The sequence below is a fragment of the Halomonas rhizosphaerae genome (genome assembly GCF_030012485.1).
GTDB classification, from domain to species: Bacteria; Pseudomonadota; Gammaproteobacteria; order Pseudomonadales; family Halomonadaceae; genus Halomonas; species Halomonas rhizosphaerae.
Window position 1 is genome coordinate 131,488 of the sequence record NZ_JASCQQ010000038.1, and the last position, 22,567, is coordinate 154,054.

The 22,567-nt window shown below is 61.9% G+C and carries 23 protein-coding genes and 1 pseudogene; 11 read left to right on the forward strand and 13 right to left on the reverse strand.

The genetic code is table 11. From position 1 onward, the window contains the following. Window positions 1–38: 38 nt before the first annotated feature. The 8 genes from QLQ86_RS18065 to QLQ86_RS18105 form a co-directional block, all read right to left on the reverse strand. Window positions 39–2,303, reverse strand: coding sequence for an SNF2-related protein (locus QLQ86_RS18065; RefSeq protein ID WP_456067121.1), 2,265 nt, complete (start codon window positions 2,301–2,303; stop codon window positions 39–41). A gap of 95 nt (window positions 2,304–2,398) precedes the next feature. Beyond that, window positions 2,399–3,952: a DUF6094 domain-containing protein gene (locus QLQ86_RS18075; protein ID WP_456067123.1), complete on the reverse strand. Its 1,554-nt coding sequence runs from the start codon at window positions 3,950–3,952 to the stop codon at window positions 2,399–2,401. A gap of 17 nt (window positions 3,953–3,969) precedes the next feature. Then, on the reverse strand, window positions 3,970–4,563 hold the full coding sequence (locus tag QLQ86_RS18080; RefSeq protein WP_282817881.1) for a hypothetical protein: 594 nt from the start codon (window positions 4,561–4,563) through the stop codon (window positions 3,970–3,972). 82 nt (window positions 4,564–4,645) lie between these two features. Continuing rightward, the gene (locus QLQ86_RS18085) at window positions 4,646–5,278 is read right to left on the reverse strand and encodes a DUF3275 family protein (protein ID WP_282817882.1); all 633 of its coding nucleotides are present in this window, start codon (window positions 5,276–5,278) and stop codon (window positions 4,646–4,648) included. Window positions 5,279–5,371: 93 nt separating this feature from the next. Beyond that, the gene (radC, locus tag QLQ86_RS18090) at window positions 5,372–5,911 is read right to left on the reverse strand and encodes a RadC family protein (protein WP_282817883.1); all 540 of its coding nucleotides are present in this window, start codon (window positions 5,909–5,911) and stop codon (window positions 5,372–5,374) included. Between the two features lie 77 nt (window positions 5,912–5,988). Further along, window positions 5,989–6,351 carry a hypothetical protein gene (locus QLQ86_RS18095; protein WP_282817884.1) on the reverse strand — a complete coding sequence of 121 codons (363 nt, stop codon included), beginning with the start codon at window positions 6,349–6,351 and terminating at the stop codon, window positions 5,989–5,991. Between the two features lie 317 nt (window positions 6,352–6,668). Then, window positions 6,669–7,130 carry a DUF6998 domain-containing protein gene (locus tag QLQ86_RS18100; RefSeq protein ID WP_282817885.1) on the reverse strand — a complete coding sequence of 154 codons (462 nt, stop codon included), beginning with the start codon at window positions 7,128–7,130 and terminating at the stop codon, window positions 6,669–6,671. 308 nt (window positions 7,131–7,438) lie between these two features. Continuing rightward, complete coding sequence (locus QLQ86_RS18105) at window positions 7,439–8,827, reverse strand: hypothetical protein (protein WP_282817886.1); 1,389 nt, start codon at window positions 8,825–8,827, stop codon at window positions 7,439–7,441. Window positions 8,828–9,315: 488 nt separating this feature from the next. Between QLQ86_RS18105 and QLQ86_RS18110 the strand changes: the two genes are divergently transcribed. Together QLQ86_RS18110 and QLQ86_RS18115 are read left to right on the forward strand one after the other, a co-directional pair. Further along, the gene (locus tag QLQ86_RS18110) at window positions 9,316–9,756 is read left to right on the forward strand and encodes a LexA family protein (RefSeq protein ID WP_282817887.1); all 441 of its coding nucleotides are present in this window, start codon (window positions 9,316–9,318) and stop codon (window positions 9,754–9,756) included. Between the two features lie 14 nt (window positions 9,757–9,770). Next, entirely contained in the window at window positions 9,771–11,045 is a 1,275-nt protein-coding gene (locus QLQ86_RS18115) for a Y-family DNA polymerase (protein WP_282817888.1), read from the forward strand. A gap of 331 nt (window positions 11,046–11,376) precedes the next feature. Here QLQ86_RS18115 and QLQ86_RS18120 read toward each other — a convergent pair whose 3' ends face one another. Further along, the gene (locus QLQ86_RS18120) at window positions 11,377–12,045 is read right to left on the reverse strand and encodes an SOS response-associated peptidase (protein WP_282817889.1); all 669 of its coding nucleotides are present in this window, start codon (window positions 12,043–12,045) and stop codon (window positions 11,377–11,379) included. A gap of 109 nt (window positions 12,046–12,154) precedes the next feature. Between QLQ86_RS18120 and QLQ86_RS18125 the strand changes: the two genes are divergently transcribed. After that, entirely contained in the window at window positions 12,155–13,225 is a 1,071-nt protein-coding gene (locus QLQ86_RS18125) for a tetratricopeptide repeat protein (RefSeq protein WP_282817890.1), read from the forward strand. A 21-nt stretch (window positions 13,226–13,246) separates the two neighbouring features. Here QLQ86_RS18125 and QLQ86_RS18130 read toward each other — a convergent pair whose 3' ends face one another. The 4 genes from QLQ86_RS18130 to QLQ86_RS18145 form a co-directional block, all read right to left on the reverse strand. Further along, the gene (locus QLQ86_RS18130; protein WP_282817891.1) at window positions 13,247–13,537 is read right to left on the reverse strand and encodes a hypothetical protein; all 291 of its coding nucleotides are present in this window, start codon (window positions 13,535–13,537) and stop codon (window positions 13,247–13,249) included. Then, complete coding sequence (locus QLQ86_RS18135) at window positions 13,531–14,499, reverse strand: hypothetical protein (protein ID WP_282817892.1); 969 nt, start codon at window positions 14,497–14,499, stop codon at window positions 13,531–13,533. Before QLQ86_RS18135 ends, QLQ86_RS18130 begins: the two co-directional genes overlap by 7 nt. 446 nt (window positions 14,500–14,945) lie before the next feature. After that, window positions 14,946–15,497 carry a hypothetical protein gene (locus QLQ86_RS18140; protein WP_282817893.1) on the reverse strand — a complete coding sequence of 184 codons (552 nt, stop codon included), beginning with the start codon at window positions 15,495–15,497 and terminating at the stop codon, window positions 14,946–14,948. A gap of 76 nt (window positions 15,498–15,573) precedes the next feature. Then, complete coding sequence (locus tag QLQ86_RS18145; protein ID WP_282817894.1) at window positions 15,574–15,915, reverse strand: YbjQ family protein; 342 nt, start codon at window positions 15,913–15,915, stop codon at window positions 15,574–15,576. Window positions 15,916–16,319: 404 nt separating this feature from the next. Between QLQ86_RS18145 and QLQ86_RS18150 the strand changes: the two genes are divergently transcribed. From QLQ86_RS18150 to QLQ86_RS18185, 8 genes and pseudogenes are all read left to right on the forward strand, one after another. Continuing rightward, window positions 16,320–16,535, forward strand: a complete 216-nt coding sequence (locus QLQ86_RS18150; protein ID WP_282817895.1) for a hypothetical protein — start codon at window positions 16,320–16,322, stop codon at window positions 16,533–16,535. Continuing rightward, window positions 16,532–17,188 (forward strand): hypothetical protein, encoded by a 657-nt coding sequence (locus tag QLQ86_RS18155; protein WP_282817896.1) that lies wholly within the window; start codon window positions 16,532–16,534, stop codon window positions 17,186–17,188. Before QLQ86_RS18150 ends, QLQ86_RS18155 begins: the two co-directional genes overlap by 4 nt. A gap of 224 nt (window positions 17,189–17,412) precedes the next feature. Then, a complete protein-coding gene (locus QLQ86_RS18160; protein WP_282817897.1) occupies window positions 17,413–18,090 on the forward strand; it encodes a hypothetical protein in 678 nt (225 codons plus the stop codon). Window positions 18,091–18,181: 91 nt separating this feature from the next. Beyond that, window positions 18,182–18,640, forward strand: a pseudogene (locus tag QLQ86_RS18165) (S-adenosylmethionine synthetase N-terminal domain-containing protein); the annotation flags it as partial. A gap of 100 nt (window positions 18,641–18,740) precedes the next feature. After that, entirely contained in the window at window positions 18,741–19,418 is a 678-nt protein-coding gene (locus QLQ86_RS18170) for a methionine adenosyltransferase domain-containing protein (RefSeq protein ID WP_282817898.1), read from the forward strand. Between the two features lie 141 nt (window positions 19,419–19,559). Beyond that, complete coding sequence (locus tag QLQ86_RS18175; RefSeq protein ID WP_282817899.1) at window positions 19,560–20,234, forward strand: hypothetical protein; 675 nt, start codon at window positions 19,560–19,562, stop codon at window positions 20,232–20,234. A 229-nt stretch (window positions 20,235–20,463) separates the two neighbouring features. After that, window positions 20,464–21,666, forward strand: a complete 1,203-nt coding sequence (locus QLQ86_RS18180; RefSeq protein WP_282817900.1) for a cysteine desulfurase family protein — start codon at window positions 20,464–20,466, stop codon at window positions 21,664–21,666. After that, window positions 21,663–22,565 carry a DUF4007 family protein gene (locus QLQ86_RS18185; RefSeq protein WP_282817901.1) on the forward strand — a complete coding sequence of 301 codons (903 nt, stop codon included), beginning with the start codon at window positions 21,663–21,665 and terminating at the stop codon, window positions 22,563–22,565. The genes QLQ86_RS18180 and QLQ86_RS18185 overlap by 4 nt, the downstream gene beginning before the upstream one ends. Window positions 22,566–22,567: the final 2 nt, after the last annotated feature.

Sequence of the window (22,567 nt, forward strand, 5' to 3'; positions counted from 1 at the left end):
AGCCCCCTCCGAAGAGGGGGCATGGGTTGAGGTAACGGTCAGGCGACCAGCTGCCTGGCCAGGGCCATCTCCACGGAGTCTCCGTCCGTATTGAGGGCATCCAGGCCCGACTCGGGGACGTCTCCCGACGTGCTTTGGGCCACGGCGATCTTCTTGGCCATCAGCGACAGGCAGGCGATCTGTGACGACCCGGCATAGCCGAAGTAGAGCACTTTCACCGGCTGCCGCTGGCCAATCCGCCAGGAGCGGCGGTCGGCCTGCTGCAGGGTGTAGACGTTCCAGCCCGTCTGCATGAAGACGATGGTGGGGAAGTCCAGCAGGTCGAGCCCGGTCTTCACCAGGTCCGGATTGGTGATCAGCACGTCGACACCGCGGTCGACCTGATCGGCAATCCAGTCCTCGCGCCGCTGGGTCTCCACACTGGAACGCAGCACCGCGACCTTGAAGCCTGCCTCGGTGAGCACCGCCTTGAGTCGGCTGCTGGTATCGCGCTTGCCGGTGTAGGTCGTGTAGACCAGCACCTTGCGACCCTCGGCCTTCTCTCGCCGGCAGATCTCCACAAGCTCGCGCTCCTTGGGCATCGGCTGCTGCTCGCCATAGAGGCTCTTCACGAACGCCAGCAGGCTGCCCGAGCGCGGATGCTTGACCGTCTCCGGTCGGAAGCAGCAGTCCGGCCAGGCCAGCAGCGCATTGAGTACCACGCCCAGCAGGGTGGTGTCCTTGCGTGCCAGCGCCTGTCTGAGCTCAGCGGTCAGCTGCACCTCGAGCCGCCGGTAGGCAAAGGCCTGCTCGTCGTCCATCGGCACCTCGATGAACTCTTCATCGTAAGGCGGCAGCACATTGCCACCGATGTCCTTGAGCTTGAGGAAGACGGTGAAGGGCAGCACGTAGCGCATGACCCCCTTGGGGCCGAAGCCCGGGGCCTTGACGGTGCGCACCGACAGCTTCTTACCTCGCGCTGTCTTGTGCGAATCGCCATCGCGCTCGGTGTAGATGTCCTTCAACACCCCGTGGTCACGCAGGAACGACATGGCCGCAGGCCCCATCGATCCGCGCCCGTTGGGGCGATAGCCGTCTTCGAGCAACTTCGGTGTGAGGATGCGGAATAGCAGGTGGAACAGGTCATCGGCGTAGCCGCCCATCAGGGTACCGGTCAGCAGCAGCGACTTGCGCGCCTTGGCTGCCAGCACGCCCATGGCCTGGCCCTGGGCCGACCCGGCGTTCTTGTACTCATGCCCCTCGTCCACGATCAGCAGGTCGAAGGTGTGATCCGGCAGCTGCCGCTTGATGAACTCGGTCGGCTGATAGCCGCCTTCACCGAAGCCGAACTCCATCGTGGCCATGGCCCGCTCCATACGGGCCGCCTGCCGGTCGGAGAACACCAGCTCGCCGTTCTCATCCATGAGGTTGATGAACTCGTGGATGTTGTCGCCCAGCAGCGTGGCCAGGAACTCCTCGCCAAACTGTTGCACCAGGCGCTCCGAGGAGACCTTGCCGATGGTAGGCAGCTTGCGTAGCGCCTTGAGCACCAGGTCGCGTTGCAGGCTGCCCGTCGCCCGCTGCGGCCGCATCAGCGTCCAGAGAGGGCTGTGACAGTGCCGGCACTTGTGGCGCCGCTCCTCACGGAGAAACTGCGACAGCGATACCGCTTCGTTGTCGCTGTCGATCACCGTGCTACCGCACTGAGGGCAGGCCGCCAGCTCGCCGCCCGGCACGCGCTTGCGCGCCGCGGCGGGTCGCCAGTGGAAGCCCATGCGCATGCGCACACGCCCCAAGATGAAGAACTCCGGCCGCCCATCGGACGGCTGGCCCAGGGCCTCACGGAGCTTGAGCAGTTTGACCAGGGTGTCCGGGCCGTTCAGCACCCAGACCCTGGCCTGATCAACGGTCTCCAGGATCTCCCGCCGCCACTTGTAGACCAGGTGGGGCGGCGCGATCACCAGGAAGCGCCGGTAGCCCTCACCGTGACAGACCGCCGCGGTGGCAATGGCCATCATGGTCTTGCCGGTGCCCATCTCGGCGTTGATGATGCCCGCCGGCTCATGCCGGTCGAGCAGCAGCGCCGAGATGGCCTGGACCACCCCGGCCTGCTCGGGGAAAGGCGCCCGCTTGAGTGCCTCCATGATGGCCTGGCGACGAGGGTTGGCCTCGCCGTCATAGACCGGGGGATGGGAGCGGTTGAGCGAGGCCAGCAGGCCATCGCCAAACTCCTCCACGAAGGCGTTAAGGTCCACCTGAGGCCCGAAGACCTCGCTAGACTGCGCCATGCCGGCACGCGCCGGCAGCTGAGTGATGTCGTTCATGTCCGTCTCCTTGTGCACAAGAAAACGGCGGACACTCCCCTCGCCTGGCGGGTTGGAAAGGCCCGCCGTGGGGAATGTGGCGCCCAGGGCGCCGGTCAGTAGTCGTCTGGCAGCAGAAGCGTGGTAGCGCTGCGATCCGCCTCGGTGATGATCCAGACGGTGAGCGACTCACCGATCCGGTAGGACGAGAGCAGCCTGTCACCGTGAACCAGGGCCTGCTCGTTGCTCTGGCGGTCCTCCTCAGGCACATCACCCCAGTCGCCGGTGACGTGTCGTCGGAGCAGCGCCATGGGCGAGACCTCGCCCCGCTCCACCAGCTCGTTCACGGCCCGAGTCATCACCATACGCCCTACATCGAAGCGGCGTGGATCCGGCCTCGCGGCACGTTCGGCGACCCGGTTGAGCGGCTCAGGCGCATCGCTTGCCTCAGCATCGGCCGTCTGATCACCCTCTTCCGGCTCGCCATCATTGGCTGCCGGCGTCGAGGTAATGGTCAGCAGCTGCCCACAGCGAGGCGAGTCTGGCGTCATCTCCCAGGCGCGGATCACCGGCACGAAGCGGTCGGTGAGCACGCGGGTCTCGGTGATGGTGCCATCCTCCCGTTCGGTGAACTCGGTCTTGGCGACCTTATCCTTGTGGGTGTTGCCCTTGACCACCAGGCAGCGCCCGCTGGGCGCAGTGACCACGCCGGAGATCGCCCCAGCCGCCAGCGACAGGGCCAGATGCCAGGAGGAGAGTCGGCGGACCGGGGGACGCGGCGCCTGGCCGGTCTTCCTGAACACGCTGCCCGCCTCTGGCCAGAGCCCCTGCAGCCGCCCGACCTCATCGGCCAGCTGCTCGGCATCGAGCGACACGCGGTAGAAGTGGCGCAGCTCGCCCTGAGCCGCCGGCACCGCGTAGGGCTCGAAGGGCCACACCTCCGGGATCACCTCGGGCGTAACCTCCTTGCTTCCCACGCGCAGCAGCTGGGCGCGCATCGCCTTGGCCTCCTGACTGCGCTCTGCCTCACGGCGTCGCACCCGGCGGCCCAGGATCACCACCTGCTGGAAGTCATCCACGGCGGCGCGGAATACCCGCAGCTCGGTGAAGTGGTTGACCAGCCAGCCGGTCAGCTCCTTGTCCAGAGCGTAGTCGGGAACGATCAGCACCATCACACCCCCATATTGCAGTGTGCCGACGCTGCGCTGGTAGAACAGCTTCTCCAGGCGCCTGCGCCCCTTGCCCTGATAGCGCTCATAGCCGGCGTGGTCGGCCAGCAGGTCGCCATAGGGCGGGTTGAGCCACAAGCAACCCATACTGCGCGGTGAGATCACCGTGTCCATCAGGTCGCCCTGCAGGCTTCTATCCACCAGGCCATGCATCGAAGCGGCCCGCTCGGCGTGATACTCCACGCCGCAGGCCTGAACGCGTTCGCGCCCCAGGTGATGGGCAAGCTCGGCGATGGCAGCGCCCTCCCCCGCACAGGGATCGAGCACTCGCATCCGGCCGGCGCTCGTTGGGCTGAGCGCCTGAAGCACCCGCTCGAGCGACGCCTCGTCCGTGGGGAAGTAGCCATTCCTGGCAAAGTTGCGCGCAATGCGCTGAAACATCAGTGCCATACGACACCTCCTGTCGGTTGGGTGTGGTAGGCGCGACCAGAACGGTCGCACCGCGGTGGAGCGAGAGCTCAGGGCTCGGGGGTGAGCACGCCGGCGCGGATCATGCCGCAGAGGCGTGGGGCCAGGTCGTTCTCATCGAGGGAGATCTCCCAGGCCTGGATCGGCCCCTGTGAGAACGGGGCCGGCAGCACCGCATGCTGGGCATGCAGCAGCGTCATCACCGGCGCTCGCCAGTGATCCAGCAGAGGCAGCGGGCAGAGCTCCCGCACGCGAGGCCACAGCTGGTCATCCACCAGGCAGGTACCCTCCTCGTCGTTGAGCAGGGCGATGCTGTGAAGGTTGGCGCGATCCGGCGTGATGCAGCGCTGATCGAAGATCCACACGTGCACCAGGGTGCCGAAGCGCGTCTGGCGCAACCGGGCGGAGCGCCGGGAGTAGCGGTCCATGTCGCCAAAGACCATAGCGTGGCGAGTGTCGCCCTGGCAGAGATGCAGGGTATCCAGGCCGTTATCTGCCGTTGGCAGCGTCAGCCTGGCCAGCAGCTCCTGCAGCGTCGTATCCCGCCCCCACAGGGAGAGGAACAGGCACTCACGCTGCCGGCCAATGCAGAACGCATCGGCGTACAGGTCCAGGCACTCATCGAGGGTGTAGAGCTCGGGCATGATGGCTTCCATCGGTTAGCGAAGATCGATGGGGACATCCCGAGCCCAGGGCATCGAGATGCCCCGGTGGGGAGTGGCTGCCTCAGGCAGCGGCTTGCCAGGTCTGAGTCGGCGCCTGGAATCGGTAGCCCAACTCCTTCAGTCGACTCACCTGACGGCGGAACAGCGCGCGGTCCACGGTGGGATCCAGCTTGACGCTCTGCCCCAGGGGCCACAGCAACCCGAAGAGCTCGGCATCGTGATCGACCTCCTGGCCAGTGGCGTGGGTATCCGGGGCTTGCGCCCCTGGCGCCGGCGCCTCGCCGGCTGGGCCCTGAGGCGCCGTAGCCGGCGCCTGAGGGGACGACGGCTCTGCCTGTGCAGGTTGCGCTGACGGCATAGGAGACGCAGGTGCTGCCCCCTCCTCCTCCAGCGGATCCATCTCCGCGGAGTCGAAGCGCGGGCCATGCTGGGTCACCAGCATGCCGTCCTCGGTCAGCAGCATCTCGCCGACCTTGGCGCGAACCTCCACGACCAGCCGGCCACCGGCTAAGTAGCTCGCCGGACGAATCTCGAGCAGCAGGAACTCGCCCTCAAACACCCCTTCGTTGAACTGGTCCAGCTGAGGGTCCTTGATGACGAACTCGCCGATCGAGGCCGCCAGCCGGCCCACGTTGAAGGGGCCGTTGCGCCCATGAATGGTACGGACGGTGAGCCGCCCGGGGATCTTGATCATCACCAGACTCCTGTTCGACAGGATGCAAATAGAGCGGACGGGGCCGGCATCGCCGGCACCCGTCCAAGCGGCCTCGGGCAAGGGTCCGATGAGTCAGAGATAGCCCCGCTCCGCGAAGGAGACCGAGTCCGAGCCGCCGACCACGATGTGGTCGAGCACGCGTACTTCGATCAGCCCCAACGCCTCCTTGAGGCGCTGGGTGATGCGTCGGTCCGCATCGCTCGGATCGGGCTCCCCGCTGGGGTGGTTGTGGGTGAAGATCACCGCACCGGCGTTGTGGTGCAGCGCCGCCTTCACCACCTCCCGCGGATAGACCGAGGCGGAGTCGAGGGTGCCGTGGAACAGCTCGCTGAACTCGATCACGCGGTGCTGGGTGTCCAGGAAGATGGCACCGAACACCTCGTGGTCGTAGCCGGCCAGCTTGAGCCACAGGAACTCACGCACCCGGTTGGGTGTGTTGAGCTTCATGCCCTTGGCGACGGAACGCTCCACCACCTGCCGCGCCGCATCGATGACGCGGTCATCGGGGGCTACCAGGTAGTTGCCGTCGCTGTCACGCACGAACAGCTGAGGCGCAATGGATGAGGCGTAGCGAGAATCTGCCGGGAGGGCAGCTGCTGAAGAGTTTGTCATGACCAGAACCTCCGGACATGACCGAGACCGCCCCCTCCGGGAGCAATGTCCCGGTCGGGGTGGATAGTGAGGAAGGGTTACGCAGCGAGTAGCGCGTGATTCAGCTCGTCGTGGCGTGCCACCAGCAGGTAGTCACCGTGCTGACGGTCGTTCTGCACCACGAGGGCCTCGAGCTCGAGAGCCAGAGGCTGGTGGGGGTTCCCGCTGGGCGGGATGCGATGATGCGTCAGCCGCACCGCCTGGGTCCCTGCCGGGTACCCGGACAGTTGGCTGGCCACGCACTGCAGCAGCAGCTGGAATCGTTCGATGGGGGTGACCCCATGCTCCGAGACCACGTGCTCTGCGACATACATGCAGTCGTCCATGACACGCTCGCTTATGCGGACCTTGCCCGCAAAACCGAAGTCACGCGCCAGAGACGACATATCGTAGGATTTCATGGTGGATCTCCTGCAGTGATGCACACAGGGGACACACCCTCCCCACCGGGAATGTGAATCCCCTGGTGGGTGATGGCACATGAGTGCCGAGGAAGAGGTGCGGCATCCAGCCCTGGCGGGCGGCCTCGTTACGGGATGCGCGAGGCCTTGGGAGGTGGCGTACCGCCAAGCGGCGCACCCTCAAAACGCCTGGGTGCCGGGGTGCCTCGGTTGGTGCCGGTCGAGACCACCGGGCCGCCATGGGCGGCGCTTCCACCAGTAAGCTTACGACACGAGCAAGGGGAGTCAAGCGAGCCCATCACGCTCGGCAGCGCGGTCTATCCTTCAATCGGCACGACCATGGGGAGCTGCGCTGCAGGCTCCACGTTATCCATCAGCTTTGCGAGCCGGACCAGAGACACCTGGTACTGACCATTGCGAGGCAGCGGCTTGTCGGCCAGCTCTTGCCACACCAGGTCACCCGGACCGTTGTAGGCCTCCGTGAAGCTGCCGCGTCGATCCTGTTTCAGGACCAGCAGGTGCTCAGGACAGCTTCGCAACGCAACTCGGCCACCCTGAGCGGCCTTGATCTCGACGTACCGGCCGCCACATACAGCATCCACACCCGGTGATGAGGCTGGCAGCAGTTCCAGTCCATAGTGATATGCCGCCAGGCATTCACCAAGGCTGCCGACTAAGTGACCATCTGGCGTGAAGTGCGTGCCCGGGAACATTGCCTCCAGCTCGTTGACGACCCGGTATAGCTCGGCAATAAGCTGAGGAAGACGCTCTTTATTCACACAGGCTACTTGCAAGTGATGGTGGTGGCTTGCGAGGTCCGCTTACGGACCAGGCTGTGTGACAACACCCAAAGAGCCTCAGGCTGGACAAAAATTAATCAAAAATGGCGCCCTCACGCTCATTCTGAGGCTCTCCATTGCCACACTTCTCCAGATTCATATTTCATGTACGGACGCCATCTACGGGTCGGCTCGGGAGTTTCCACACAACCTCGGCCAGAAGCGGGCATTGAGACTTTTCTGGTGTATAATCCCAGAGCGCACCGGCACACTTTAGTGCGCCTGCGTGACGCGAATTGTTAGTCATATTAGTCGATCAGCATTCCCCAAAGCTTCCTCAGCAGATCGAATGACTGGTCTTCTGGGTTCAATTTATATTCCTCTACTAAAGAGAATATATCCTCATCGTCTAGGACCAGCATATATCCCCTTCGATCTTTAGCCGTATCAATGCAACGTTGGTACAGCAGGTTTTTGTCTTCTATATTTCGGCAAATTAACAGCCCAACTTGGCCTCGACTTGGAGAGAACCGACCTGACAATTGGTCTATTTCAGGATTCCCGGCTTCTTTTCCGTAATTCTTACACTCTACGAACATCAGAGGACAGGGATAATGCATTGACAACCAGTAAAAAAACCCCGTCTTTGACTCGTTGGTATAAGTAATATCTATTCTTTTACGACCTTGGTGGATGTTGTGTTGTTTAATCGGATTGCAAAGAGACGGATACAAAATAACGGAAAGTATCCGCTCAATTATATCTTCATACTTTGCCGCCGAATCTCGACCAGTCGGGAGCGAGCGCAACTCGGTCACTAACGGATCTAGATCAGGCGGCTGGGTCGCCTCAAGCTCGCAAAACTGGTCTTGGGTAAGCGGATTGGATGGCTGAGCAGCCTTCTGGTCTTTGTATTCTTGAAGAATATTCGGGCGGACTTTTGTTTGTTCGGCCACAGCCAACTTGTCGTTTCCATATTTTTCGATCAGGGACTTTTTTGTAACCCGCTCTGTCCCGTCTTTGAGCACTTCCACTAAGGGAGAGTGAGCCTTTATGTGCTCATCCTGCATTTCTGGAAGGATGTAATGCCTATAGTATTCGTCGTACTGAACGGAAAGTCGATAACGAACCAATATCTTTGGCACCAGTATTACTTTTCCATAGTCAGTAACCGGCAAAGGGATTAGGGAGTGATCCCACCGCTCTTGCTGTGGATTCCAGATGGGGCCAGAAGCAACATCCGGTGTTAGCGGCACGCCATAATAAAAACACATATCCTGAGTATATTTTATTAATGGACCACGGATAATATTACACACAGCATCCGAAATCATATCTGTGCCGATTCCGGGAATGAGCAAAGCTGTATCCTCAAGGTCTTTGAGCAACCCTGTAACGGCAGCATTACTTTTGCTTAGTGCTCCCCATACAGTCTCTGCCGACCCAGACCCGAATCCATGGCCTCTAGACTCGCCACTTGAATAGCCCAGATGGAACTCATTTCTCTCGTTAAGCGAAGAAAGTAATCGTTGAGCTTTCTCATGTTCGCCAGAATGAATAAGCCTTAATACTGTATCGAAAAAGGTTTGCAGCATAGAGGAAATATCGTTCCCCCAAGGAGAACGCAGCGATTTTATTGCGCCAGGCTCCAAAAACACTGGAAGATCAGTATCGAGAGGAATGTCAACGAAGTCCAAGTAAGGTTGGCTCCGACCGAGATTAAAAAACTCCGAAAATCTCATTATTTCCCCAATATTTATTATTGCCTAACACCGATGAGCGTGCCTGCTACCTTTACCGGCATGTCGATTTTGGGTCCAGGCTGTGTGAAAACTCACGAGCTATCCAGAAGATGGCGTCCCTACGCGAAATCTGGAGAAGTTGCAATGGAGTGCCTCCGAATGAGCGGGAAAAAGCCATTTTTGATCAATTTTTGTCCAGCCTGAGACTCTCCGTGCGTTTTCACACAGCCTCGGTCGTAAGCCGACATCGTGCCGGTACCGGTAAACAGGTCTTGGATTGATAGTCATGGCTTTAACCTCGCACTCCCTTGCTATACCTAAACCTCGGTCAGGTTAGCAGCATCATGCTATGCCTGCTCGCGACCTTCGGGGTGGATGGGCTTGGCAGGCCGGGCCTTTCTGCCTGATACTGTATAAATATCAGGTATTGAGAGGAACCCACCATGTCGGATGCAATGTTCATCCCCGCGAACCCTGAGCCGCCATTGCTGCCCTTACCCTACCCCCTACCCCTCACGCGGGCCGGGCTGTCGGGCTTTCCCAGCCCGGCCCAGGACTACGAGGGGCGCACTCTGGACCTCAACGAGCGGCTGGTGAAGCGCCCCTCCTCAACCTTCTTCATGACGGTTACCGGTGACAGCATGGTGGCTCTGGGTATCGCGGAGGGTGACTTGCTGGTGGTTGATAGCGCCATCGAACCGCGCCCCGGGCATATCCTGGTCGCCACAGTAGAGGGTGAGCTGGTGGTGAAGCGCTACGAGCTGATCGGCAACCGCCCCTACCTTACCTCGGCCAACCCCGCCTACCGTCCTATCCCCGCCGCGGACCTTGAGTGCCAGGCCTGGGGCGTGGTGCGTGCCGTGGTTCACGAGTACGCCGTCTAGCCGGGGCCAGGCCCATGATCGGACTGATCGACTGCAACAACTTCTATGTCAGCTGCGAGCGCGCCTTCCAGCCACGATTGGAAGGCGTACCCGTGGGCGTGCTCTCCAACAACGATGGCTGCGTGATCGCCCGCTCCAACGAGCTCAAGGCACTGGGCGTGGAAATGGGCACACCGGGCTTCGAGCTGCGGCCCCTGCTCCGCCAGCGCCGGATCGAGCTGCTGTCGTCGAACTATGAGCTTTATGGCGACATGTCATCGCGGGTCCAGCAGGTGCTGGAGGAGTTCTCCGCCGGTGTGGAGCCCTACTCCATCGACGAGATGTTCGTGCGCTTCGACGGCTTTGCCCTCGAGCAGATGCATAACCACGCTCAGGAGCTGTTCACCAAGGTGCGGCGCTTCACGCATATTCCGGTCAGCGTAGGGATTGCACCGACGCGCACCCTGGCCAAGCTAGCCAACCGAGCGGCCAAGAAGCTGCCGGTCTACAGCGGCGTCTGCGTGCTGAGATCGGGCAGCGGGGGGTGCGAGAAGCTGCTGCGTCAGGTCGAGCTGGGCGATGTATGGGGTGTCGGCCGCCGGCTGGTGGAGCGTCTGGCGCTGCTGGGTATACACAGCGCCTGGGATCTCGCTCAGGCCGACCCCAAGCAGATCCGACAGCGCTTCTCGGTGACGTTGGAGCGAACCTGCATGGAGCTGAAGGGCATCCCCTGCATCGAGATGAACGACCCTGATGAGGCCCGGCAGCGGATCATGACCTCGCGCTCCTTCGGGCGGCTGACCGACAACCGTCAGGAGATTCACCAGGCCATCCGCCAGTTTGCTCAGCGCAGCGCCGAAAAGCTGCGCTGGCAGGACGGCCTGGCCCGAGCGGTGTACGTGTTCCTGAAGACCAACCCCCACCGCCCCGACCTGCCACAGTATTCACCGAGCGCGGTGGTGGAGCTGCCACAGCCCACCGATGACAGCCGCCACATCCTGCAGGCGGCCAGCCAGGCATTCGCGGCTATCTATCGCCCCCACTACCGCTTCATGAAGGCAGGCGTGATGCTGGTGGACCTGGTCGATGCCAACCGCGCCCAGCTCTCTCTGCTCGATACCCCAGAATGTCAGGCACAACGCGAGCGCAATGATCGGCTGATGGCGACCCTGGATACGCTCAACCATAAGATGGGGCGCGGCACGGTCACCTTCGGACGCCCCTCTCCCAAGGCGGCCTGGCACCTACGCTGTGCCAACCGCACGCCGCGGTGGACGACACGCTGGGATGAGCTCCCCTGCCTGCGCTGACACGCTGTCAGCCAAACACCATCGTGCTTTTCCGACATCGCTCACACCACTTCGCCGTCGCCTGGCCCACAGTGTCTTTCATGGACGATATGAGGGTGGGACATGGCGTGGAGACCATCACACTGACCTCGTTGGATAGCCGCGGCTGTGCGCTGATATGCGGCTGCGGCCAGAGCCAGCGTCTGACCCACAAGCCCAGGACCTGGACCCACTTCGAATTCATCTGGGGCTCGGAGGGGCGGTTCTGGATACGCTGCCGCGCCTGTCACGCCCATAGAGCGCTTTGTCAGCTACCCCAGCAGAGCACCAGCACCCGGCGCCACCACCGGCCTCACAGTGGTGGAAGCGGCGCTATCAGGCTCTCATCATCGTGAGCGGGCGCGTTGACGCGGGTACTCACTGGCCAATGGGTGATCTGTCGGAAATCGAAGTGACGAATAACCTGCCGCATGGTCTCTCGGTCTATCAGGTTCGGATCCATCCACGGCGCCAGGCTTTCGGCATCCAGAGCCAGCGGCATACGGTCATGGACCTGCTTGGCCACGCCTCTCGCCGGCTCGGTGAGGATGGCACACCCTGGCTTGCCGTCGGGGCGCTCCGACCAGATACCCGCCAACCAGAAAGGCTCACCATCCTCCCGTGTCAGGAAGTGGGGCTGCTTCTTGCCATCGACTGGTGCCCACTCAAACCAGCCGTTGGCAGGCACCAGGCAGCGGTGGTGGGTAAAGGCACCGCGGAAATACTTCGAGGTCGCGACCTTCTCAACCCGGGCATTGATGGGTTCAGGGGCACTCTCACCGGCCCAGTGAGGGTGATAGCCCCACCACACCGCATCCAGCACCAGAGGCCCCTCATCGTCCAACCGGCGCACGGCGCTGACCCAGGTGCCCGGTGCCACGTTGTAGCGCGGAACCAGGTCAGTCTCAGTGGCCTCCAGCGGCAGACGCAGCGACGCAGCCAGGCTCGGGTAGGTGCTGTAGAGGGCAAAACGGCCGCACATGACGGTACTCCCTACGCGTCGTGTCTCCGAGATCTTTCTCTTCCAACGTTACCAACATTCCTTGGTACCATTGGCCGCAACACTCATTATCTGCACCGTAGGTGACGCAATGCCGCAAGCCCCCGAGATCTTCAAACGCAGCCTCGACGACATCAAGCTCGATGGCCTGCCGCCGCGAGATGACCCGGGCTTCGAGGATGCCGTCCTGCAGTCCATCACGCTGCAGTATGCCGCCAAGGGCTACACCGCGGCGATCGTGGTGCAGGACGGGCATGTTCTGGGCGTGGCGGTGCCGCAGGAGGGCGTCGAGCCTAAGCAGTACATTCTGGGCCTGCTCGAGCATCGCTTCCTAGAGGATGCACTGCCCGCGCTCGAGATCATGGCCGAGATGACCAACGATCCCGAGATTCTCTACAACTACGGCGTCTGCCTATCGGAGATGGGACGTGCCGAAGAGTCGGTGGCGCCGCTCAAGGCCTGCACCGAGGCCGAGCCCGACTACGCTCATGCCCACGCGGCCCTGGGCTTCTCCTACGTGAAGCTGGGCGAGCTGGACAAGGCCGAAGCCACCCTCCGCAACGCCGCCGACAAGCTGCCCGACGACCTGTGGATCAACCGCAACCTGGCCGGCCTGCTGGCCAAGCGCGGCAAGCATGAGGACGCCAAGCCCTACTTCGAGCGCGCGCTGGCGGCCAACCCCAAGGATGTCGGCACCCTGTACGGCCTGGCGCTGAACCTGGAGGAGCTGGGTCCGCAGAACCATGAGCAGGCCATCGGCAACTACAAGCGCATCATCGAGCTGGAGCCGAACTCCCCGATCGCCACCGAGGCTAAAAAGGCACTGAGCCGTCTGGCCCAGGGCACCATGAAGGAGAAGGCCGACGGCGGCCTGCGCATGGACGCGGTGATGTATATGACCGGCGCCTTCGAGACCTTCGAGCACATGGAGCAGCAGGAGCTCGCCAAGGTGGTGTTCGAGATCGCCAAGCTCGGCGAGAGCGGCCTTTCGATCAACGATCCGGACACGCGCTACACGCTCAAGAGCCTGGACGGTGATTTCTCTGGCCTGCAGCTGCTGTCGATGATGCACGTCGGTCTGAAGCAGATCGATCCGTCACTGGACACGCAGTCCGGCCTGGACGCCGAGTACGAAGCCGCCAAGACCATGGCCGGCAAGTAACCTGCCACCGGGGCCGGGAGATCAATGCTCCCGGCCGCTTCCCAGAATCACGCAGTGATGCCGCCACCCCGCGAGGCGGATTCCGCAGCATGCACACGGGCTCGAGGAGAACTCGTCGTCCCGGTCGCCGTCGCCCACGGCAATCTGCCCCACCTGCCGCTGGATCTCGGCGATGGCACCGCGGATCTCACGCTCCCAGGCCCCGGCCTCTTCCTCACCCAGCGAGTAGTCCAGTCCGCTGGCATCATCGTTGGCAATGATCATCAAGCAGTCGGTGCAGACCATGAAGGCGTCGTCGATGATGATCACCATCTGGCCTCCTGAATCGACTCCACCCCCACGGTCTTGCTCGCGCCCACCTCGTAGCCGCTGACCAGCACATAGCGGCTGCCAGGGCGGTGGTCGGCCCACTTACCACGGTAGAAGCGCTCGTCGCGCAGCTGTCGCCAGTAGGGTGACACCGAGCGCGGCGCGGTCATCGCCAGGGAGAGTTCGCGATCCTCGCGGTCGACGCCGACCTGGGCGAAGGGCACGCCTTTCTTCCCATCGGGGTGCTTGTTCTTCATCCATGTCGGCACGCCACTCGACTGCGCCTCGGGGTAGGCGGAGAGGTACATGCCCAGCGACAGCACATAGCGCACCACGTCGCGCAGGATCATGCCCTCCTCGTCCGCCAGCGGCGCCGCACGACCACCCGCATGCTCGATGGCCTCGCGGTTGATGAAGTCGCTAATCTGGCTGGGCTTGAAGGCGCCGCGTAGCATGGTGGGGTTCTCGCTGGGCTTGGCTTCCAGGGGATTGTGGATCGCCACCATCAGCCACGGTTCGCCAATTCCACGCATGTCGATCCAGTTGGGGTTGCCGTGGGCGCTGAGGAAGGCGTCGTAGCGGCCGGGCAGCGTGGTGGAGTCCACCCAGGCGACCAGGGCGCCATCCACCGGATGTCCATGGAAGGACAGCGCTGTGGGGAAGGACAGGGTGCTGAACTCCCAGGGCCACGACCAGGCGTCGCCCTGCACCTTGGTCAGCTGCACCGTCTGCAGCCACTGTGACAGCGATGGCTCCGGCACCACCACCCTGCCCTCGCGGCCATGGTGCCACTCCAGCATCAACACCTCGCCATTGATGGAGAGCGCCAGTTCCTGATCCTGCAGAATGCTCTCGAACAGCTCGGCCTCGATCCGGGGCTTCTTAGGCAGGCCCATCATCTTCATCACCGAGCGCACGTAGCGGCGAGTGAAGCTGGGGTAATGGCGGTAGGTGGCCTGGGTCATGCGCGGCTCATGCTGGTGGATGCAGTGAGATCAGGGTACACCAGCCATGGTGACGGTGGGCACCACCGCAGCCGCCGGCGTCAGCCGGGGGCGGGCCAGGAGAGAGGCTGGGGAACACGCTGAGAGTTGCAGGGTGGCGCGAAGCGCTACCCGCTGACCAAAAATAGCGCCGTGGCCGCGGGCGTGGCCGGCTGGCCGAGGGTTTGGCGAGGCGCCACGACCGAGGCCGCAAGCGGGCCACGGAGACCAAGTCGGGACCTGCACCTCACCAGCGATGTGCCGGTTGGGCCGAGCCAGGCGGAGGATGGCGTGGCGATGGCCCGACGGCGCGAGCGGGGAAGGATGGCACGGCAGCAGCATGGCGTCAGCCGTGCGGGCCCGGGGTTGGCCTGGCGGCGAAGCCGCGTGGCCGGGCAAGATCATACTCGAGGTTGGACAGTCCCTGATCACTCGGTCGGGTTGCCCGACTGGATAGAGAAACCATTGATCCAGTGGTCCCTGCCGATGATGCGCTCATGGATGAACATATAACGTGCGGCCTTGCTGGTCAGTACGAGGAGGCAGTCGCTGACATAACATTCGGGAACCTTGAGGTAGCCGTGCCATGGATCGGCCTTACTGACACGCCAAAGCGGCGTGATTCCCTGAGGGCACTCAAAAATGGGAACATGCGCACCGCGGTAGAGCCGATATTGCGGTGCACCGTACTCCCCCCGTTTCTGGATATCGCGCACTGTCTCACTGAAGCCTTCTGGCTTCATATCACCTGACAGCATGATGACGAACTTCTCTCCCGCACGCTCCTCGGGGTCGAAGCACTTCCCCCTGATTCCCAGCCAAGTGCGAGAGGTGACAATCCGATCATCCAGGTCGACCCGCAGCGGATTGCTTCTCAGGTTGGTGTTCACCCCCATCTCGACCCGGACGTCATATCCCGTAAGCCACATGGAGAGAAACTCGTAGGTATCACGCGGCTTCCGCTGTTTTCTGCGTGGCATGCCGACTTCCTCCGGAAATGACGACAGCCATGTGGATGTGGCCTTGGGGATTGCTCCAACGCGTCAGCGCACGAACTCAAGCCTTGGCGACCTTCACCGCGGTGCCGGTAGCCACCAGGAACAGCATCGACTTGCCGCCGCCGGAGATCTCGCTGTAGTCGAGGTCGATGCCGATCACGGCGTTGGCACCCATCTCCCCCGGCTCACGGCGCAGCTCGTCCAGACAGGCCACCCTGGCGTCGCGCAGCGCCTCTTGGGAAGCATTGTTGCGGCCGCCGAAGAAGTCGCGAAAGCCGGCGAACATGTCCTTTAGGATGTTCATGCCGAACACGCACTCGGCTGACACGATGTCGATGTGCTCGCTGACACGGTAGCCCTCGAGGTGCGAGGAGGTGGTGAGGATCACGCGGTCCGACATGAGCGGGCTCCTTCTGACGTTGTGGCAACAATGCCGATGCCTCGTGGCGGCGCTGACGTGCACGAGGTCGCATGTCCAGCATGATCATTCTGTGCCACAGTGTAAGACGCTACCAGGATATAGGTTGACACAGCACAGACCCAGTCAGTATCTTCCAATTAGCGCCGATTTGAGTCTCAGCTTGCGGGCGCTCTACAAATGCCGCTAAAGCGATGCCAAGAGGCCCGCTTTAGCACATGCTGAGCGGGTTTTTTGTTGCCTGGCCTTCGGGTCGCCGCCGATTTAAGCACCAACTTGCGGGCGGGGTAGAAATGCAGCTAAAGCGGCGTACGGCTCCACTCCCCTGGGTCGGCGCTTGCCGAAACACGCTATCCAGAGCACCACAGGGGAACAAGGAGACGATCATGACCCATCGCACCACCGAATCTCACGACCAAACCAGGCCGGCCATTGCCGGCACCTCCCCCGCGTCAATAAGCAATAGCCTGGCCGCCTTACTCTCTCAGGACGACATCGTGCGTCCGGAGCTGCGCAATGCCGCCATCCTCGGAGCGCAAGCTGCTTCACGGGTCACGCAACGCGATGATCGGCATCACCACACGCTGACGAGGAGGTCGTGATCATGCAACTTATTCAGGAACTGCTGCTCAGGACTCAGCACCTGACGGACACCGAAGTGCTCCGCGGCATGGGCTACACAACGGCCGGAGAGGAGGCGATGGCCCACCTGAATACCGTACGGAGGAGCCCGTATCTCGGCCTGGAAACGACATACCGCGATAAACGCTACGGTGAGAGGGGGTTCCTCGAGGCACTGTGCCGATGCGCGGCACTCGACGAGGCCGAAGCTCTGGCCGCCATCGAGGGCCTGACCGAACGACTGGCCGAGGATCGGGCTGCCTTTCACCACTGGCTGTTCGCCGATACCGACTATGTGCGTGGCCCGGGAACGCCGATCTTCGCCATGGCCTTCACCGAGAAATTCCGTCGGCTCAAGCTCCCGCTCGGGTTCTGGCGGCTGCCCTGGGAAGAGCGCCTGGTAGCCGCCTGCCAGAAGGCTCGCGACCACATGCAGGAGAGCGGCGGCACACTGGTCACCTGGGGTGAGATAAAGCGCTACCACTACTGCTTTGCTGAGAAGCGCAGCATCGTCATCTCGACTACGGGCGAAGTGATCGGCGAACAGGAGGACTTCGACCCTCCATGCGCCACCTTCGGACTGAAAGGCAGCAAGGAAAACCTCCCTGACCTGTTCGTGAAGGATGACGAATAGCCAGTAACGTATGGCTGGATCCGCAAACCACACGGCAGGAACGCGGCACCGTACGGCGGCAGATCTGGGATGCCAAGCTTTTTTTAATTCCTAATCAACACAGGCTACCGCCGATTTAAGCACCAACTTGCGGGCGGGATAGAAATGCAGCTAAAGCGGCGCCGTGACTCGCTTTTCCCCCGGGTCGGCGCTTGCCGACCCATCCAGGGGGAGAAGGAGTTCACATGCCTACCATCGATTTCCATCCTGCCAGCCTCGAGTTGGATGTCTGGTTCAAGCAGCCAGAGAACCGGGTCAGCGTGCCGAACGACGCCGAGTTCGCCTGCCTGCAGGAGGTCAACCTGGGCGCCGTTGACGTAATCCTCGAGGCGCTGTTCTTCCGTCGCCATGACGGCCAGGACGAGCTGTGGGCCGCCGGCCTGACCCACGACGCCCCCGGCAAGCCGCGGGACGAACAGCTGGCCTGCGCCTACCAGCAAGGTCGCGTGGCCTGGGCCGGCAGCCAGGGTTCCCGCGCCGCGGGGGCCGATATCTTGTTCCGCGCCCTCACTGCCGCCCGCCAAGGCCATGTCTGGCCCGAGGGTTGCCTCGAGGGCCCACTGATCACGGAGGCCGCTCATCGCCGCATTATCGGCGAGCTGGAGGCCGGAATCGAGCGCAACCGACAGGAGGCGGAGTTGCAGGCCCAGGCCCCGACCCTGGTGCTGGCCCGCCGGCTGGGGCTGCGGCCCAAGCCTGCCGGGCAATCGCCATCTGCCTGGTACGCCGACTGTCCCGGCAAGGCACACCGGCTGATGATCAGCAGCAGCTCGGATCAGTTCGGCTGCGGCTACTGCCGGGAGAAGGGCGGGCCCGCCGAGCTGGAAGCCCTGGCCCACCAGCGGCAGGAGGCCCGCTCATGACCCGCCGCTACCTGTTCACCTCCGCGTAGGTTCCGACGGTCACCCCGACAAGCTGGCCGATCGACTCTCGGATGCCATCCTGGACCGCTGTCTGGAGATCGAGCCAATGGCGTGTGTCGTCTGCGAGACACTTATCGCGCCCAATCTCGTGGTGGTGTCCAGCGAGATCGACTTTCCTACCGAACTGCGCCATGACCAGGTGCGGGAGGAGATTCCGGGGATCGTTCGTAACGTGTTGCTCGACACCGGCTACAGCGAGACCTTTCCAGGGATCGATCCCGACGAGTGCGAGATTCTGGTCAGGGTGAATCACCAGTCACAGCAGATTGGCCAGGCCGTGGAACGCGCCGACGGAACCTTTGTTGTGGGTGACCAGGGCCTGATGGTCGTCTACGCCTGCGACGAGACCGAGACTCTGATGTCTCTGCCGATTCACCTCGCCCACCAGCTGATGCTGCGGCATCGCGAACTGCGCAAGAGTGGCGCCCTCCGCTGGCTGCGGCCGGACGCCAAGGCGCAGGTCACGGTGCGCTATGAGGACGACACCCCGGTCGCCGTGGAGACGGTGGTGCTGTCGACACAGCACGACGCGGCCGTGTCCAGCGAGATCGTGGAGCTAGCTAGCAATACTCCGCGAGCTGATCGAGCCGGTGATCCCCGAGGCACTGCGCAGCCCCTCGGTCCGCTACCTGATCAATCCCGCCGGGCGCTTCGAGATCGGCGGCCCCCAGGCCGATGCCGGCCTGACCGGGCGCAAGATTATCGTCGACACCTACGGCGGGTGCTGCCCACACGGCGGTGGCGCCTTCTCCGGCAAGGATCCCACCAAGGTGAATCGCTCCGGCGCCTATGCCGCTCGCTGGATCGCCAAGCACCTCGTGTCGGCGGGGCTGGCCCGATGGGCCACGCTGCAGCTCTCCTATGTCATCGGGCAACCAGACCCGGTTTCCCTGCTGGTCGATACCCATGGCACCGGCAAAGTGTCGGACGAGACCCTGGAGTGGGCAGTACGCGGGACTTTCGACTTCTCAGTGGATGGGATCGTGAATGACCTGTCGCTCCAAGTGGTGAGCTACTACGACACCGCCGCCTACGGCCACGTCGGCCGCGAGGACATCGCCCTGCCCTGGGAGCGGACGCCTCGGATTCGTCAGCTTCAGGAGGCGGCAGGCGTGATCCGTCGCTCCCCCCCGGATCAGCAGCGCCTGACCCGGTTCCTGCTGGAATCCCTCAGCCCGCAGGGGCTATCCGCAACGAAATGGCCGCGTGGTGGGTCAACCGCTACTGACTGTTCGGCCCGCCGTCCCAGCACGGCGGGCCGATCATGACCCATGGAGGTGGCAATGCTGAGCGCCGGTATTATCCGCACCGAGGGTGACCGCTACGAGTGCATGCTGCTGACTGACAGTGTCCAGAACGCTCTGCCCAGCCTGGCGATGGGCAAGAATCCGTAGATACGGCAGCTGTGCATGGATTACGACTTCTTCCTATGCCGGTCCCCCGACTTCGGCGTATGGTCCCTTCTGGCCAAGGAGACCGAAAGCCCGACGGGCAGGCTGGATCCTGCTGATCTGTCCGCCTGGCTGGCCGACCCGCCCTGCAAGAACCTTCAGGCGATCACGGATGGGCTCATCGAGCTGTTCCTCAAGTACCGGCAGCAGAGGTGGGTCACGGAAGACGACATACGGGCCACGCTGGAGCGGCTCGACTTCTCGATCCCCACCGTGCAAGAGCTGTTGCCCGTCGCTCCTGAGCGCTGGCAGCCGCTGCCAGACAGGTTTCATAACCACTTCGGGCTGTCCGAGGGCCACGGGGTGAACCGGGAGTTGTTCCTCGCGTGGGAACGCCACAATGCGCAGGAGATCATCGCCACCCTGGCCGAGGGACGCCGTGACGGCATCCTGCTGATCTATGAACTGTTTGCCGAGAACGTAATACCGATGGATCCCTACGAGGTGGATTGCTGCTACGGCGAGGGAAGAACCCGTTTTCCGACAACTTTAGGCAGCGCTGTCTACGATATTTTATATATAGATCAGATACTTAAATACTTATACTGCTTATACACACAACCTAGAGTCGCTGCAGTCTGCGACCACCTTACGCCAGCCACAGCAACGGACGAGCGTCCGCTAGGCAGGTGACGGAGCACTATCTGAGGCATTACGAAGATAACCCGAGTTTACCCGGTGACCCGGTGACGGCACCACAAGCCGAGAGCTAACGTCAGAAGGCCTTGGAGGGGCTTCCGTCAGATGTCAAAACCGGACCAGGCCATGAATAGCTTTTATTTCAGCATCTTACGCATCAAATGCTTGAGCAGACCAAGAGCACCATCAGTAAGTACGCTCATCCACAGTGACTGCTGGATGCATGTGGAAGACCTTGTCCAGCAGAAAAATAACGTATACCTTTGTAGCTATGAAAAAGCCCGCACAGCAAATCTACTTGGACCACAACGCAACGACCCCTCCTCTACCGGAGGTGGTCGAAGCCGTGTGCGAGGCTCTCCGTACCGCCTACGGCAATCCGTCGAGCGGACATCGGCAGGGCGAGCCGGCACGTCGTCTCCTGCAGCGCGCACGCGAGACGCTACAAGGCTATCTCGGCACGCCTGATGAGCAATTCGTTTTTACTGGAAGTGGCACGGAGGCGAACAACCTCGCCCTACGCTCTCTCGCTCGTCATGGCAGTTGCATCATCACGAACGCGATCGAGCATTCATCAATCTTAAACTGTGCAACGCGTCTACAAGCTGAGGGGTCACCTACAGAAATCATCACGGCCACCGCAGAGGGTGAGGTAGATTTGTGCGTACTGCGTCAGCAACTTATGGCCCACCGCCATGCGGCTGTCTCCATTCAATGGATCAATAATGAAACCGGTATTATTCAACCGGTCCGAGAGATTACGTCTCTAGCGCGCGAGCATGGTGCGCTCTTGCATATCGATGCAGCTCAAGCAGTAGGAAAAATCGATACAAATATTATAGAGGAGCTCGACCCCGACTTCCTAAGTCTGACTGCCCATAAGTTTAATGGTCCAGCCGGCGTTGGCGCCCTCTACGCACGGCAACCAGCGCTCATCGACCCTCTTTGTGTCGGAGGTGGGCAACAAGGCGGTTGGCATGCCGGCACCGAAAATACAGCCGGTATCGCCGGGCTGCAGCGTGCACTAGAGCTGCGTTACAGCCAACACCATGAAGCTATGGCTCATATGGCTGAACTTCGTGACATCTTTGAGAAGACAGTGCTTGACCGGTGTTCATGGGTGCGCATCAATGGGAACCGCGATAAGCGAGTCTGTAACACATCGAATCTTTGCTTCGAGGGCATCGACGGGCAAGCATTAGTTGGCCGCCTTGATACGTTAGGCATCTACTGCTCGCAAAGCTCTGCCTGTACAACCGGACGACCAGAGCCTTCCCACGTGCTGCGTGCAATGGGCCTGAGTGAGGCGCAGGCATATGCTAGCGTTCGCTTCTCGTTCGGAGTTACTAATACACATCAAGAAGCGGAGCTCGCCGCGACCATTGTCGCTACCGAAGCCGAGCATCTGAAGAGGATTTTCGCATGAGATTTGGCGGACACGAGACGTTTCCCGTCCGCGAAGGTTGGCTCCATAAGGGCCTAACTCTGATCGAGGACAAAGAAGATGCGTTCAGCGACCCCTATGTTGCTGATACTCTAGGGGTAGGCCGCAATATGGCTAAATCAATTCGCCATTGGCTCATTGCTACCGGGCTAGCTAAGACGCAACCTGGACAAAAGGGAAAGAAGAGCAAAGTTTTGGTGCCTACTGACCTTGGCAAGCTGATTTTGAAACATGACCGATATTTCCTGCAGATCGGCACCTGGATCGCACTACATATCAATCTCGTAAACAATCCTGATGAGGCCCAGAGTTGGCACTGGTTTTTCTCTCGTTACAGCGCTCAACGCTTCGATCGGATTGCCTGTTCAGAGGCCCTCAAGCGTCATCTGGATGCTTCACAACAGCGCTCGCCGGTCCTGAGAACTCTGCAACGCGATGTCGCCTGCTTGCTCTCCACCTACGCTGTGCCTGTTCCGAATGAACACGCTGATCCAGAAGATGCGTCCGACTCCCCGTTCCGGCGCCTGGGTCTCCTGACCTACTTCCGCGACTCGCACATGTATCGGCGTAACGAGCTAGACGTCGCCACCATCCCGGTGGAAATGCTCGGCTACGCATTATGCGTCAACGGTGCGCTAAAAGAGGGAGGCCTACCGTTGCGGGAGGCATGCTTCATCGAAGGTGGCCTTGGCCGTTGTCTACAGCTCGGCCTCGATGCCTTTATCGATGTCGTCGAACAGGCAGAGGCGGAACTTTCAGAAGGCACCGTAAGGGTGATCAGCTCAGCCGGAGAGCGCAAGCTACATGTTGCCGCACTCCCTCCCATCGAGTGGCTCGAAGCCTATTACCATCGAACCCAAGCTCAGGTAGTCGCAGCATAGCT